Origin of the sequence: Streptomyces sp. NPDC049879 (assembly GCF_044461265.1) — a bacterium.
Lineage (GTDB): Bacteria > Actinomycetota > Actinomycetes > Streptomycetales > Streptomycetaceae > Streptomyces.
In genome coordinates, this window is the sequence record NZ_JBITKT010000004.1 from 624,361 (window position 1) to 639,050 (window position 14,690).

The following is a 14,690-nucleotide window of genomic DNA, read 5'->3' on the forward strand; positions in this document are numbered from 1 at the left end:
TGTCCACAGGCACCGTAGGCGATCGGATCATCGGATCGGTTTTCCCCAGGGTGATTGGCGGCCGGGGGCCCGCGTCGGCTTGCATGGGTCCATGCGCCACTCACCCGCGGGCTCCCCCGCACAGCAGGATTCCACCGGTCCCGGCCTCCGCGAGGCGGCGGACGCCGTGCTCGCGCGCCTCGTCGGCGTGGAGGGCGCGCGGCTGCGGACCGACCAGTGGCGCGCCATCGAGGCGCTGGTGGCGGAGCGGCGCCGGGCCCTGGTCGTCCAGCGGACCGGCTGGGGGAAGTCGGCCGTGTACTTCGTCGCGACGGCCCTGCTGCGGGCCGCGGGCAGCGGGCCGACGGTCATCATCTCCCCGCTGCTGGCGCTCATGCGCAACCAGATCGACGCCGCCGGGAAGGCCGGCATCCGCGCCAGGAGCATCAACTCGGCGAACGCGGAGGAGTGGGAGACGGTGCGCGCCGAGGTGGCCGCCGGAAACGTGGACGTCCTGCTCGTCTCCCCCGAGCGCCTCAACAACCCGGAGTTCCGCGACACGGTGCTGCCGAGCCTCGCCGCGACGACGGGCCTGCTCGTCGTGGACGAGGCGCACTGCATCTCCGACTGGGGGCACGACTTCAGGCCCGACTACCGGCGGCTGCGGACCATGCTCGCCGAACTGCCCGCGGGCGTCCCCGTGCTGGCCACGACGGCGACGGCCAACGCCCGTGTCACCGCCGACGTCGCCGAACAGCTCGGCACCGGCACCGACTCGGCGGAAGCCCTCGTGCTGCGCGGGACGCTCGACCGGCAGAGCCTGCGCCTGGCCGCGCTGCGCCTGCCGGACGCGGCCCACCGGCTCGCCTGGCTCGACGACCACCTGGACGAGCTGCCGGGGTCGGGGATCATCTACACCCTGACCGTCGCCATGGCCGAGGAGGTGGCCGCCCACCTGTCGGCACGCGGCCACCGCGTCACCGCCTACACCGGGCGCACCGAGGGCGCGGACCGGCAGGCGGCGGAGGACGACCTCCTCGCGAACCGGGTCAAGGCGCTGGTCGCCACCTCCGCGCTCGGCATGGGATTCGACAAACCGGACCTCGGGTTCGTCGTCCACCTGGGCTCGCCCTCCTCGCCCATCGCCTACTACCAGCAGGTGGGCCGCGCGGGACGCGGCGTGGAGCACGCGGAGGTGCTCCTGCTGCCCGGCGCCGAGGACGAGGCGATCTGGCGGTACTTCGCCTCCCTGGCGTTCCCCCCGGAGGCGCAGGTGCGGCAGACGCTCGACGTCCTGGCGGCGGCGGGCCGCCCCCTGTCCCTGCCCGCCCTCGAACCCCAGGTGGAACTGCGCAGGTCGCGCCTGGAGACCATGCTGAAGGTGCTCGACGTGGACGGCGCCGTGCGCCGCGAACGCGGGGGCTGGACCGCCACCGGCCGCCCCTGGTCCTACGACACCGAGCGGTACGCGTGGGTGGCACGGCAGCGGGAGGCCGAACAGCAGGCCATGCGCGCCTATGTCACGCTCACCGGCTGCCGCATGGAATACCTGCGCAGGCAACTGGACGACGAGCAGGCCGCGCCCTGCGGCCGCTGCGACAACTGCACGGCCCACCGCTTCCCGGCCGACGTGTCGCAGGCCGCGCTCGACGCCGCACGGGGCGAACTCATCAGGACCGGCACAGCCGTGGAGCCGCGCAAGATGTGGCCGACCGGTCTGCCCGCCACCGGCATCGACCTGAAGGGCCGCATCCCGGCGGGTGAGCAGGCCGAGCCCGGCCGGGCGCTCGGACGCCTGTCCGACATCGGCTGGGGCAACCGGCTCCGCCCCCTCTTCGCCCCGGGCACGCCGGACGCCCCGCTGCCGGCGGACGTGCTCGACGCCGTGGTCACCCTGCTCGCCGACTGGTCACGGGGACCGGGCGGCTGGGCGACGGGCGCTCCCGACGCGGCCCGGCGCCCGGTGGGCGTGGTGACCGTGGCCTCCCGGGCGCGGCCCCAGCTCGTCCGCTCCCTCGGCGAACACATCGCCCGCGTCGGACGCATGCCGCTGCTCGGAGCGGTCACCTCGGCGGAACCGGCGCCGTCCCGGAGCAACGGCGCCCGCCGCGTGCGCGCGCTGTACGAGTCCCTCGGCCTGCCGGAGGAGACCGCCGCGCTCGTCCGGGCGAACCCGGGCGGGATCCTCCTCGTCGACGACTTCACCGAGACGGGCTGGACACTGGCCCTCGCGGCCCGCGCCCTGCGGCGCGCCGGGGCTGACGCCGTGCTGCCGCTCGTCCTGGCGGTGCAGGGATGAGGCGGCGGCCGGGCGCGGCACCGCCGCGGCCCGGGCCTCGGGCGGGGAACGGCTCAGAAGATGCCGAGCTGTCCCGCGTCCTCCAGGGACTCGGCCGCGAGCGCGTCGCGGTGCGACGGCACTCTCAGGTGCCGCCAGCGCGGCAGGGCGTCGAGGTACGACCACGACAGACGGTGGTGCGGCGTCGGCCCGTGCGTCTCCAGTGCGGCACGGTGCACGGGAGAGGGGTAGCCCGCATTGCTGTCGAAGGCGAAGTGCGGGTGCTCCGGCGCCAGTTCGGCGAGCATCGCGTCACGGTGCACCTTGGCGATGACGGACGCGGCGGCGACCGCCACGCACGACTGGTCGCCCTTGATGACGGTCCGCACGCGCCAGGGGGCGCCGAGATAGTCGTGCTTGCCGTCGAGGATCACCGCGTCCGGCCGTTCCGGGAGCACGTCCAGGGCGCGGCACGCGGCCAGCCGGAGCGCCGCCGTCATGCCGAGGGCGTCGATCTCCCGCGGCGACGCGTGCCCCAGCGCGTACGAGGTCACCCAGCCGGTCAGGATCCCGGCGAGCGCGGTGCGGCGCAGGGGGGGCAGCAGCTTCGAGTCGGTCAGCCCCTCCGGGGGCCTGCGCAGCCCCGTGACCGCGGCGCACACCGTGACCGGGCCGGCCCAGGCACCGCGGCCCACCTCGTCCACACCGGCGACGACCCGGGCCCCGGTGGTGGCACGGAGGGACCGTTCGACGCGGTGGGTGGGAGGTTCGTACGCCATGGCGGCGACCACTCTATGCGCACCAGCCCTGGAAGGGCCGCTCGGGTGTGTACCAGTGCTCGAAGGGCCGGTCGAGGTGGTAGCGCCCGTCCCGGCCGAGCAGCAGCTCACGCGTCTCGCCGTTCCCCGGGTTGGAGAGCGACTCGAACTCGGCGACCGTCCAGTGCAGCCAGCGCATGCAGAACAGGCGCATCGTCAGGCCGTGCGTCACCAGCAGGACGTTGGGCGGGTGGTCCCGCTCCTCGAAGCTGCGCCACAGGCTCTCCAGGAACGCCCCGACCCGGTCGTACACGTCGGCGCCCGACTCCCCCTGGGCGAAGCGGTAGAAGAAGTGGCCGTACGCGTCCCGCGACCGCTTCTGCCGCAGCACGTCCTCGCGGTCCTGCCAGTTGCCCCAGTCCTGCTCCCGGAGCCGCGGCTCCTCCCGCGCCCGCACCCGGGTGGGGTCCAGACCGAGCAGCTGGAACGTCTGATGCGTGCGCCGGTAGGGCGACACGTACGCGGAGACCCGCTCGTCGCCGAAGACCTCGCGCAGCCGCTCCCCCGCCGTCCCGGCCTGCTGCCGCCCCTTCGCCGTCAGTTCCAGCGCGTGGTCGGGGACATGGGCGTACACGGAATCGTCGTGGTTCCCCTGCGACTCTCCGTGCCGCAGGAGGACGATACGCCGGGGCTGTGCCATGGGATGCAGCCTATGCGAACCGGCCGCGGGCGACACATCGCCGCTCAGACGGTCCAGGACGGCTCCATGTCGATGACGTCCCCGGCTATGGCCGCGACATCGGCGCCGGTCTGGGCGCGCAGCGCGAGCCGCTCGACGCGCTCGGTCCGGTACTTGGCGCGCTCGGCCGCCGAGTTCCACATCGACAGGACCAGGAACTCGCTCTCCGTCTCCGCCTCGGCGAAGAGCCCCCGCAGCATGCCGGGCGATCCGGCCATCGCCGGATTCCACACCTTCTCCTGCATCAGCGCGAAGTGCTCGGCGCGCTCACGGTGCACCTGGCAGTGCGCCACCCGCAGCAGGTCCGCCTCGCCGAAGCGCGGCTCGAAGCCCGTCTTCACGTCGAAGCGGTACTGGAACAGCCGCACCCGCATGTCCTGGTACGTGCCGGACTGCGCCTGCGCCAGCCGGTCGTGGGAGCGCGCCATGAACGAGTCGTAGAACGCGCGGCTCTCCCAGAAGCCGAAGAGGTGCACGACCCCTTCCCGTCTCCTGCTCCAGCCACCGCCCTGCGCCCGGAACCCCGGCTCGCCGAGCAACCCCGCCCACTTCCGCTGCCCCCGCTCGAACCCGACCCGGTCGGTCACGGTGCACCGCATCCACTTGACCAGCACCGCGCCATCGTACGGCCATCGTCTCCGGGCGGTCCTACGGGCGTCCGGAGACCCCTCCGGCACGCGCACCCGCGAGGTAGTCCTCGAACGTCACCCGCCCCACCGCCCGGCCCGGCGCGAGCAGCGCACCGCCCCGCAGCGCCCGGAACGCCTTCCCCGGCAGCCGCAGCGGCAGCACCGGCCGCCGTTCGCCGTCGGCCGCCAGCACCTCGCGCGTCAGCTCCACCATCGTGCGGATCTCGGGACCCCCGACATCCGGGGCCTGCCCGGCGGGCGCGCCCAAGGCCAGCTCCACGAGCCGCTCCGCCACCTCACCCGCGTCGACCGGCTGGAGCCGCACGCCCCCGCCCGCCGTGACCACCACGGGCGAACGGCGCTGCGCCCGCACGGCACGGGCCACCAGGCTGTGGAACTGCGTGGCCCGCAGCACCGTCCACGGCAGCCCGCTGCCGCGCACGGCCCGCTCGCACGCCAGCTTGGCCCGGTAGTAGGGGATGGAGGGCGTCCGCTGGACACCGACGATCGAGACGTACAGGAAGTGCGGCGTACGGGCGCGCCTGGCAGCCGCCACCAGCCGTTCCGTCGCGGCGACGTCACGCCGCCCGCCGGAGGTGGCGCAGTGCACCACCGCGCCTGCCTCGCGCAGCGCCTCGTCCAGGCCCTCGCCCGTCGCCAGGTCGCCGACGGCCCACCGCACCGCCGCGTCCGCGTCCGGCGGCCGGGAGCGGCGGCTGAGCAGGCGGACGGCGCTCCCCTCCCTCACCAGCCTGCCCACCACCTCGCGGCCGAGCACCCCGGTGCCGCCGGTGACCAGGATCGTGTCGCTCATACGGACCAGGCTGCGCCCGTTCCGGCAGCCCGGCAGCCCGGGACCGCCCGCCGGGGTGACGCACGCACGCCGGGGGCGGTGGAGCCTGTTCCGGCCCCACCGCCCCCGTCACGCGTTCACGCCCTGACGGCGCCCGCCGTCAGCTGCACCCGCTGGTGGAGCCGCAGCCCTCGCAGAGGTAGCAGCTGCCCGCGCGGCGCATCTTGGTGCCGCAGGAGAGGCACAGCGGCGCGTCGGCGTTCAGGCCGAGCTGCATCTCCAGCAGCTCCGTCGAGCTGTGCGCCTCGCGCGGGGCGGGGCGCTCGGCGGCGGGCTGCGGCGCGGTGGGCTCGGCGGAGACGGCCGGGCGCACCGGCTCGCTCTGCACGGGCGCCGACTGGGACAGCCCCTCGACGTCCACGTCCTCGGCGGCCGGCTCGTACGACCCCGTGTCCAGGTGCCGCTGCCGCTCGGCCGCCGTGTGGATGCCGAGCGCCGACCGCGTCTCGAACGGCAGGAAGTCGAGCGCCAGCCGCCGGAAGATGTAGTCGACGATCGACTGCGCCATCCGCACGTCCGGGTCGTCCGTCATACCGGCCGGCTCGAACCGCATGTTGGTGAACTTCGAGACGTACGTCTCCAGCGGCACGCCGTACTGGAGGCCGACCGAGACGGCGATCGAGAACGCGTCCATCATGCCCGCGAGGGTCGAGCCCTGCTTGGACATCTTCAGGAAGACCTCGCCGAGGCCGTCGTCCGGGTACGAGTTGGCCGTCATGTAGCCCTCGGCGCCGCCCACCTCGAACGAGGTGGTGATGCCGGGCCGCCCCTTCGGGAGCCGCTTGCGCACCGGGCGGTACTCCACGACCCGCTCCGGCTCGGCGGCCGCCGCGGCGGCGGGCTCCTCCGCCTTCGCCTCGTCCTTCTTCTTCGCGGACAGCGGCTGGCCGACCTTGCTGTTCTCGACGTAGACGGCCAGCGCCTTGACGCCGAGCTTCCAGCCCTCCATGTAGATCTGGGCGACGTCGTCCGCCGTGCTGGTGCTCGGCATGTTGACCGTCTTGGAGATCGCGCCGCTGAGGAACGGCTGGGCCGCCGCCATCATGCGGACGTGGCCCATCGGGGCGATGGACCGCTCGCCCATCGCGCAGTCGAAGACCTCGTAGTGCTCCTGCTTGAGGCCGGGGGCGTCGACCACGTTGCCGTGCTCGGCGATGTGCGCCACGATCGCCTCGACCTGCTCCGGCTGGTAGCCGAGCCGCTTGAGCGCCTTGGGCACGGTGTTGTTCACGATCTGCATGGAGCCGCCGCCCACGAGCTTCTTGAACTTCACCAGGGCGAGGTCCGGCTCGACGCCGGTCGTGTCGCAGTCCATCATCAGGCCGATCGTGCCGGTCGGGGCCAGCACGGACGCCTGCGCGTTGCGGAAACCGTTCTTCTTGCCCAGCCGCAGGACGTCCTGCCACGCCTCCGTGGCGGCGGCCCACACCGGCGTGTCCAGGTCGTCCGTGCGGACGGCCGCGGTGTTGGCGTCCGCGTGCTGGCGCATGACGCGGTTGTGGGCGTCGGCGTTGCGGGCGTAGCCGTCGTACGGGCCCACGACCGCCGCCAGTTCGGCGGACCTGCGGTAGGACGTACCGGTCATCAGGGAGGTGATCGCGCCCGCGAGCGCGCGCCCGCCGTCCGAGTCGTACGCGTGGCCGGTCGCCATCAGCAGGGCGCCGAGGTTGGCGTAGCCGATGCCGAGCTGGCGGAACGCGCGGGTCGTCTCGCCGATCTTCTGCGTCGGGAAGTCGGCGAAGCAGATGGAGATGTCCATCGCCGTGATGACCAGCTCGACGACCTTGGCGAAGCGCACGGCGTCGAACGACTGGTTGCCCTCGCCGTCGTCCTGCAGGAACTTCATCAGGTTGAGGGAGGCGAGGTTGCACGAGGAGTTGTCCAGGTGCATGTACTCGCTGCACGGGTTGGACGCCGAGATCCGGCCGCTCTCCGGCGACGTGTGCCAGTGGTTGATCACGTCGTCGTACTGGATGCCCGGGTCGGCGCACGCGTGGGCGGCCTCCGCCATCCTGCGGAACAGCGCCCGCGCGTCGACCTCCTCGATGATCTCGCCGGTGGTCCGCGCCCGCAGCCCGAACCGGCTGCCGGACTCCACGGCCCGCATGAACTCGTCGTTCACACGGACGGAGTTGTTGGCGTTCTGGTACTGGACGGACGTGATGTCGTCGCCGCCCAGGTCCATGTCGAAGCCCGCGTCGCGCAGGGCGCGGATCTTCTCCTCCTCCTTGACCTTCGTCTCGATGAACGCCTCGATGTCGGGGTGGTCGACGTCGAGGACGACCATCTTGGCCGCGCGGCGGGTGGCGCCGCCCGACTTGATGGTCCCGGCCGAGGCGTCGGCGCCGCGCATGAACGACACGGGTCCCGAGGCGTTGCCGCCCGAGGTGAGCAGCTCCTTCGAGGAGCGGATGCGGGAGAGGTTCAGGCCGGCCCCGGAGCCGCCCTTGAAGATCATCCCCTCTTCCTTGTACCAGTCGAGGATCGACTCCATCGAGTCGTCGACGGACAGGATGAAACAGGCGCTGACCTGCTGGGGCTGCGCCGTGCCGACGTTGAACCACACCGGCGAGTTGAAGCTGAAGACCTGGTGCAGCAGGGCGTACGCCAGCTCGTGCTCGAAGACCTCCGCGTCGCCCGGCTCGGCGAAGTAGCCGTGCTCCTCGCCGGCCGCCCGGTACGTCCGCACGACGCGGTCGATCAGCTGCTTGAGGCCGGTCTCCCGCTGCGGGGTGCCCAGGGCGCCGCGGAAGTACTTGCTCGTGACGATGTTGACCGCGTTCACCGACCAGAAGTCGGGGAACTCCACGCCGCGCTGCTCGAAGTTGATCGAGCCGTCGCGCCAGTTGGTCATGACGACGTCCCGACGCTCCCAGACCACCTCGTCGTACGGGTGCACCCCCGGGGTGGTGTGGACGCGTTCGATCCGCAGACCCTTGACTCCCTTGCCGCCCCTGGCACGGGAACCTCGTGCCGGGCCGCTCGTCGTCTCAGTCATTCCGCCTCCCTGTGAGGGCATGACGCCCTGTTGCGCACCGGCTCGGACCGGTCCGCGCGTCTGTGATGGTGGCGACCGGCGCGCGCGGGAGCGCCCCGGCCGAGCTTGTGGGTGGTGAAGGGCATGCCCCGCTCCTTGCCACCGGTGCGGGCGGCGGGACGGACGGGGAACCGGAACTCAGCCGGGCGGCGCCGGGCGTCCGGCGGGCACAGGCGCCTCGCCCGCGCCGGCGGGTGGTCGCTCGCGTCCGCGCAGTTCGGCGATGGCCGCCTCGAAGTCCTCGAGCGTGTCGAACGCGCGGTAGACCGACGCGAAGCGCAGGTAGGCGACGACGTCGAGTTCCCGGAGCGGGCCGAGTATGGCGAGGCCGACGTCGTGCGTGGACAGCTCCGCGCTGCCCGTGGCGCGCACGGCCTCCTCGACGCGCTGGCCGAGCTGGGCGAGGGCGTCCTCGGTGACGGGCCTGCCCTGGCACGCCTTGCGGACGCCGGCGATGACCTTGTTCCTGCTGAAGGGCTCGGTGACACCGCTGCGCTTGATCACCATGAGCGACGCCGTCTCGACCGTGGTGAAGCGCCGCGAGCAGGTCGGGCACTGGCGGCGGCGGCGGATCGTGGTGCCGTCGTCGGCCGTCCTGCTGTCCACGACACGGCTGTCGGGATGGCGGCAGAAGGGGCAGTGCACGGTCTCCGTCCCTTCTCGCGACTGACGCGACATCGGTTACCCAGCGTGTCCGGCGCGGTGTGCGGGTACGCGTCCGCGCCGTCCCCGGCAGGCGTTCCGCACGCCCGTCGAGTGGTTCCCAGCATAGGCGATCCGCGGCGCGGGTGGCGCAGCGGGACCACAATTTGTGGGGAGCCGCGGGACATCAAACCACTAGATCTAGGGTTAGGCTGCCATCAGCCGGTCGCGCGTGTCGCGGTCGCGGCGGGACGGCGCGGCGCGCCCTGGGCCCGCCCCTGGAGGGCGTCGCACGGGAGGCTATCGCACGGGGCGGTTACCGTTCGCACCCGGTCCCCCGTTACTGTGTGATCGCAATACACCCAGATCCTTGATCACGTGTACTGATCAGCGATTTTTCACTCGAACGTGTGTTTGGCGCAACCTTTCGATACCAACTACCGTTGTGTGACTAGGGAGTACCAGCCTGAGAAGGGGCCGACAGTGACCACCGCAGCAGACGACGCCATCACCGCCGCCGAGCGCCGCCAGGACAGGCCCGCAGGTCCCGTGGCCGCACCGCTCAACGCGCCCCCCCGCGCGATGCCCGGCCGCCCCCCCGGGATCAGGGCCGACAGCTCCGGCCTCACCGACCGGCAGCGCCGGGTCATCGAGGTCATCCGCGACTCCGTGCAGCGCCGCGGCTACCCCCCGTCCATGCGGGAGATCGGCCAGGCCGTCGGCCTGTCGAGCACCTCGTCCGTCGCCCACCAGCTGATGGCCCTGGAGCGCAAGGGCTTCCTGCGCCGCGACCCGCACCGCCCCCGCGCGTACGAGGTGCGCGGCGCCGAGACGCCCGCGCCGCAGGCCGCCGACACCGCGGGCAAGCCCGCCGCCTCCTACGTGCCGCTCGTCGGCCGGATCGCCGCCGGTGGCCCGATCCTGGCCGAGGAGTCCGTCGAGGACGTCTTCCCGCTCCCCCGCCAGCTCGTGGGCGACGGCGAGCTGTTCGTCCTCAAGGTCGTCGGCGACTCGATGATCGAGGCCGCGATCTGCGACGGCGACTGGGTGACCGTACGCCGTCAGCCCGTCGCCGAGAACGGCGACATCGTCGCGGCCATGCTGGACGGCGAGGCGACCGTGAAGCGCTTCAAGCGCGAGGACGGGCAGATCTGGCTGCTCCCGCACAACGCCGCCTACCAGCCGATCCCCGGCGACGAGGCGACGATCCTCGGCAAGGTCGTCGCCGTCATGCGCCGCGTCTGACCACCCCCGCACGCCGTCCCTCACGACGCGGCGGTGCCCCGGGCTGCCGCGTCGATCGCCGCCAGGGAGCGCCGGACCTGATTGCGGTCCGTCGTGTACCAGAAGTCCGGCATCGAGGCCCGCAGGAAGCTGCCGTACCTCGCCTTGGCGAGCCGCGGGTCCAGGACCGCGACCACCCCGCGGTCACCCGTCGCCCGCACCAGCCGCCCGGCGCCCTGGGCCATCAGCAGCGCCGCGTGCGTCGCCGCGACAGCCATGAAGCCATTGCCCCCCGCCTCCTCCACGGCCTTCTGCCGCGCGGTGACCAGCGGATCGTCCGGCCGGGGGAACGGGATGCGGTCCATCACCACCAGCTGGCAGCTCGGGCCCGGCACGTCCACGCCCTGCCACAGCGACAGCGTGCCGAACAGGCAGGTCCGCTCGTCCTCGGCGAAGTTCCTGATCAGCTCGCCGAGCGTCTCCTCGCCCTGGAGCAGCACGGGCACGTCCAGCCGCCCCCGGATCTCCTCGGCGGCGGTCTGCGCGCCCCGCATCGAGGAGAACAGGCCGAGCGTCCGCCCGCCGGCCGCCTCGACCAGCTCCGCCAGCTCGTCCATCATGTCCGGGCGGCCGGCGTCCCGGCCGGGCGGCGACAGGTGCTGCGCGACATAGAGGATGCCCTGCCTGCGGTAGTCGAACGGCGACCCGACGTCCAGGCCCTTCCACTCCGGCGCGTCGTCCCCGTGCTGCCCCTCGGGGGCCAGGCCGAGGGACGCCCCGACCCCGTTGAAGTCGCCGCCCAGCTTGAGGGTCGCCGAGGTGAGGACGACCGAGCGCTCGGTGAAGAGCTTGTCCCGCAGCAGCCCCGAGACGGACAGCGGCGCGACGCGCAGGGACGCGCCGTACCGGTCGTGCCGTTCGCACCACACGACGTCGTACTCCGACTGCTGGACGATCCGCTCCGCCACGTCCTGCACGGTCTCGATCGAGGCGAGCGCCTGCTTGCGCACCGCGTCCTCGTCCGCCACGGAGGTGTCCCGCGTGTTCCCGAGAGCCGAGATGACCGCGCGGGACGCGTCGCGCAGCGCCGCCAGCGCGTACCCCAGGTCCTCGGGGAGCTTCTCCAGACGGCCGGGAAGCGCCAGTTCCATCAGCCGCTCGAACGTCTCGGACGCGGTCTGGAGCTGGTCCGCGACCTTCTCGTCCACGAGCTTCGCGGCCCGGCGCACCGCGCGGCTGACCGAGCCGGGCGTCAGCTCACCCGTCGCCACCCCCGTGACGCGGGACACCAGCTCGTGCGCCTCGTCCACGACCAGCACGTCGTGCCCCGGCAGGACGGGGGCGCCCTCGATCGCGTCGATGGCGAGCAGCGCGTGGTTCGTGACGATCACCTCGGCCAGCTTCGCCTGCTCGCGCGCGGCCTCGGCGAAGCACTCCGCGCCGTACGCGCAGCGGCTCGCCCCGAGGCATTCGCGGGACGAGACGGACACCTGCGCCCACGCGCGGTCGGAGACGCCTGGGCTCAGCTCGTCGCGGTCGCCGCTCTCCGTCTCGTCCGCCCAGTCGCGCAGCCGCAGCAGGTCCTTGCCGAGCCTGCTGCTGGGCGGTCCCGCGGCCTGGACGGCCTCGAACTGGTCGAAGAGGCCGTCCTGTTCGTCCTGCGGGACGCCCTCGTGGAGGCGGTGGAGGCAGAGGTAGTTCGAGCGGCCCTTGAGCGTGGCGAACTCGGGGCGGCGGCGCAGGACCGGGTGCAGCGCCTCGACGGTGCGGGGCAGGTCCCGTTCGACCAGCTGCCGCTGGAGGGCGAGCGTCGCCGTGGCGATCACGACGCGGTCGCCCTGGGCGATGGCGGGCACCAGGTAACCCAGGGACTTGCCGGTGCCCGTCCCGGCCTGGACCAGCAGGTGCGTGCCGCCCTCGATCGCCTCGGCGACGGCCTCGGCCATGGCGACCTGACCTGGGCGTTCCGTGCCGCCGACGGCGGTCACGGAGGCGTGCAGCAGGTCGCGGAGGGCGGGCTTCCCCGATGTCGCAGTCATAGGGCAGTCACCTTACGCGGCGGCACTGACAGCCGCCGACGCCCGAGCACTTCCGGCCATCCGGGCGGCACGGGCGCGGCGGCCCCGTCAGAGGGCGTGCAGCGGGTTGGCGACGGTACCGTGCACAGCGGCGTGCGGCCGTTCGGCGCGGTCGCGGTAGCCGTCGAGGTGGAGCCGGTTGCGGTTCAGGCAGAGCCGGTCGATGCGCGGCGCCAGCAGGTCGAACGTCTCGAAGCGGTTCTTCAACTCGGGGAACCGCGCCTGGTAGGCCAGGATTTCCGCCCGGACGAGTGACCAGAACTCCCCCTCGGGGACGCCCAGCTGCTCCTCGCACAGCGGCGCCAGATACCGGAAGACCCCCACGAAGAGCCCGGAGTGGATGAACTGCGTGAGGAACGCGGGCGGCTCCGTCAGCAGCACCTCACGCACCGGCCCCGGCACGCTCTCCAGCTCCGGCAGCGGGACGGCGCTCAGGTTCACGTCGTCCACGAAGTCCTTGACCGCCAGCCGCACGGGCACCTCCCGCTCGTCGAAGACCACCAGGGCGTTCTCCCCGTGCGGCGAGAAGACCGTGCCGTAGCGGTACAGGAAGTGCAGCAGCGGCGGCAGCAGGGCGTGGCAGAGGTGGCGCAGCCAGTCGCGCGCGGGCAGTCCCGAGCGGGCGACGAGTTCGGTGGTGAGCGCCCGCCCCGCGGGGTCGGTCCACAGCAGCGCGGCGAGCGTGCGCGGCCGTTCCCCCGGGGTGAGGAACGGGCCGATCGGCTCGCGCCAGATGCAGCCGAGCAGTTCCCGGTACTGGTACGGCACGGTCGGCAGCCGGTCGTACAGCGGGTGTTCGACGGACACGGAGGCCGTCTCCCCCAGCAGGACGGGCCGCGTCTCCTCGGCGAGGTACGGGTCGGTGTCGCGCAGCCCGTGCACCCAGGCCGTGACGGCGGGCGCGGCGACGGTGCGCCGGGTCGGCAGGCCGCGGTAGACGAGGGTGTTGAGGATGGACAGCGGGAGCTTGACGGTACGGGCGTGCGGGCGGCTGACGTTGAGGAACGTGCGGATCGACTGCTGCGGCAGCCGCAGGTCGCCGTCGGTGGGCAGGGGTATCAGCCCGTCGTCGGCGATCTGCGGGGCGTAGAGCGGCGCGATGGTCTCGTCCCACTGCCAGGGGTGCACGGGCAGCCACAGGTAGCGGGCCGGGTCGCGTCCGCGGTCGGCGACGGTGGCGGCGAAGGCGGCGCGGGTGGCGTCGGACAGTTCGTCGGCGTAGAGCAGTTCGGGGGTGTCGAGGCCCGGCACGCCCCGGTAACGGGCCAGGTCGCGGTGGACGGCGAGCCACGGCAGGGGGCCGGGCACGCGGGCCTCGGGCGCCCAGCGCGCGGCGTCGGACGCGGAGAAGCCGACGCGGCCCTTGCTGGCGACGAGCCAGGGGTGGCCGGTCTGGTGGCCTTCGAGCGCGGTGTGGTCGAGGTCGGCGAGGGCGGCGGCGGTCGGCGCGTCGGCGGCCAGGCGGACGTCGGCGCTGAGCGTGGCGGTCAGTTCGCGCAGGAGGTGGCCGGTGGTGTCGCCCTGCATGCCGAGGAGGATGTCGTGCGCCTGGGCGACGAACTCAAGGGGGTCGGCGGACGGTTCGATGGAGTCCGGGTCGACGCGCCAGTGCCCGTACGCGCCGCGGCGGGCGCGGAAGCGGTACGTGGGCCCCGCCGGGACGGGCAGCCGGTACGTTTCTGCGCCCGGGGCGTCGGGCCGCGGCGCGATGATCCCCTCGTACGCGAACTCGCCGAGCGTCTTCGCGAACAGCGCGCGGGCGGCGCGGCGCCAGCGCGCGCCTGCATCGGGCTCTGGCCCGTGGGGTGTCGGTGACGGTGGCATTCCGCTTGTCCTCCTCGGTCAGGGACGGGTGAACGGTCGCCGGGGCCGCCGTTCCCGGAGCATGAGCGCGGCGCGTTTGTCCGGCAGCTCGATCTCGCGCGCCAGGCGGAACCCGGCGGCGCGGAAGGCGGCGACGGAGGCGGCGTTGCGCACGTCGGGTTCGGCGACGACCCGGGGGCAGTGCGGCCGGTGCGCGAGGACCAGCCCGGCGGTGGCGCGCAGCAGAGCAGTGCCGAGGCCGCGCCCGCGGTACCGCGCGGGGCCGATCAGCAGGTGCAGCCCGGTGTCGTGGGGGCGGGCCGCGTAGTGCGCGGCCAGCGGGTCGAGGTCGGCGCGGTAGACCTCCCAGTAGCTCATGGGCGTGCCGTCCAGCAGCCCGAGGCAGGGGACGCTGTCGCCGTCACCGCCGAGTTGGGCGGCGAGGTGCGCGGCGGTGCGTTCCCGGGGGCCCGCGAGCTGCCAGAACGCGTCCACCACCGGGTCGTTCATCCATGCCGCGATCAGGGGCAGGTCGGCCGCCGGCCGGACGGGCACCAGGCGGAACTCCCCGGCGGGCGTGCCGGCCGGGGCCCAGCGGGCGATGTCCTCCGCAGAAGCGCGGCCGGGGACACCGCCGGGTCGTATGGCGGGGTGGGACACGGCGGCTCCT

11 protein-coding genes are annotated in these 14,690 nt (G+C 73.3%); 2 read left to right on the forward strand and 9 right to left on the reverse strand.

Going from position 1 to position 14,690, the window contains the following annotated elements; genetic code table 11:
* The first annotated feature begins 91 nt into the window (after positions 1-91).
* On the forward strand, positions 92-2,278 hold the full coding sequence (locus ACIBPC_RS17660) for a RecQ family ATP-dependent DNA helicase (RefSeq protein WP_398845498.1): 2,187 nt from the start codon (positions 92-94) through the stop codon (positions 2,276-2,278).
* A 53-nt stretch (positions 2,279-2,331) separates the two neighbouring features.
* Here ACIBPC_RS17660 and ACIBPC_RS17665 read toward each other — a convergent pair whose 3' ends face one another.
* The 6 genes from ACIBPC_RS17665 to nrdR form a co-directional block, all read right to left on the reverse strand.
* On the reverse strand, positions 2,332-3,036 hold the full coding sequence (locus ACIBPC_RS17665; RefSeq protein ID WP_398845500.1) for a ribonuclease HII: 705 nt from the start codon (positions 3,034-3,036) through the stop codon (positions 2,332-2,334).
* 13 nt (positions 3,037-3,049) lie between these two features.
* Entirely contained in the window at positions 3,050-3,715 is a 666-nt protein-coding gene (locus ACIBPC_RS17670) for a histidine phosphatase family protein (RefSeq protein ID WP_362960543.1), read from the reverse strand.
* A 44-nt stretch (positions 3,716-3,759) separates the two neighbouring features.
* A complete protein-coding gene (locus ACIBPC_RS17675; RefSeq protein WP_362960546.1) occupies positions 3,760-4,368 on the reverse strand; it encodes a YdbC family protein in 609 nt (202 codons plus the stop codon).
* Positions 4,369-4,402: 34 nt separating this feature from the next.
* On the reverse strand, positions 4,403-5,197 hold the full coding sequence (locus tag ACIBPC_RS17680; protein ID WP_398845504.1) for an SDR family oxidoreductase: 795 nt from the start codon (positions 5,195-5,197) through the stop codon (positions 4,403-4,405).
* A gap of 139 nt (positions 5,198-5,336) precedes the next feature.
* Entirely contained in the window at positions 5,337-8,234 is a 2,898-nt protein-coding gene (locus ACIBPC_RS17685) for a vitamin B12-dependent ribonucleotide reductase (protein WP_398845506.1), read from the reverse strand.
* 177 nt (positions 8,235-8,411) lie between these two features.
* Positions 8,412-8,918 (reverse strand): transcriptional regulator NrdR, encoded by a 507-nt coding sequence (nrdR, locus tag ACIBPC_RS17690; RefSeq protein ID WP_362960554.1) that lies wholly within the window; start codon positions 8,916-8,918, stop codon positions 8,412-8,414.
* A gap of 480 nt (positions 8,919-9,398) precedes the next feature.
* Here nrdR and lexA point away from each other — a divergent pair, with 480 nt between their 5' ends.
* Complete coding sequence (gene lexA / locus ACIBPC_RS17695) at positions 9,399-10,160, forward strand: transcriptional repressor LexA (protein ID WP_398845509.1); 762 nt, start codon at positions 9,399-9,401, stop codon at positions 10,158-10,160.
* A gap of 20 nt (positions 10,161-10,180) precedes the next feature.
* Here lexA and ACIBPC_RS17700 read toward each other — a convergent pair whose 3' ends face one another.
* From ACIBPC_RS17700 to ACIBPC_RS17710, 3 genes are all read right to left on the reverse strand, one after another.
* Entirely contained in the window at positions 10,181-12,178 is a 1,998-nt protein-coding gene (locus tag ACIBPC_RS17700; protein WP_398845512.1) for an ATP-dependent DNA helicase, read from the reverse strand.
* 87 nt (positions 12,179-12,265) lie between these two features.
* Positions 12,266-14,041, reverse strand: a complete 1,776-nt coding sequence (locus tag ACIBPC_RS17705; RefSeq protein WP_398845514.1) for an IucA/IucC family protein — start codon at positions 14,039-14,041, stop codon at positions 12,266-12,268.
* An 18-nt stretch (positions 14,042-14,059) separates the two neighbouring features.
* Entirely contained in the window at positions 14,060-14,680 is a 621-nt protein-coding gene (locus ACIBPC_RS17710; protein WP_398845516.1) for a GNAT family N-acetyltransferase, read from the reverse strand.
* Positions 14,681-14,690 lie beyond the last annotated feature (10 nt).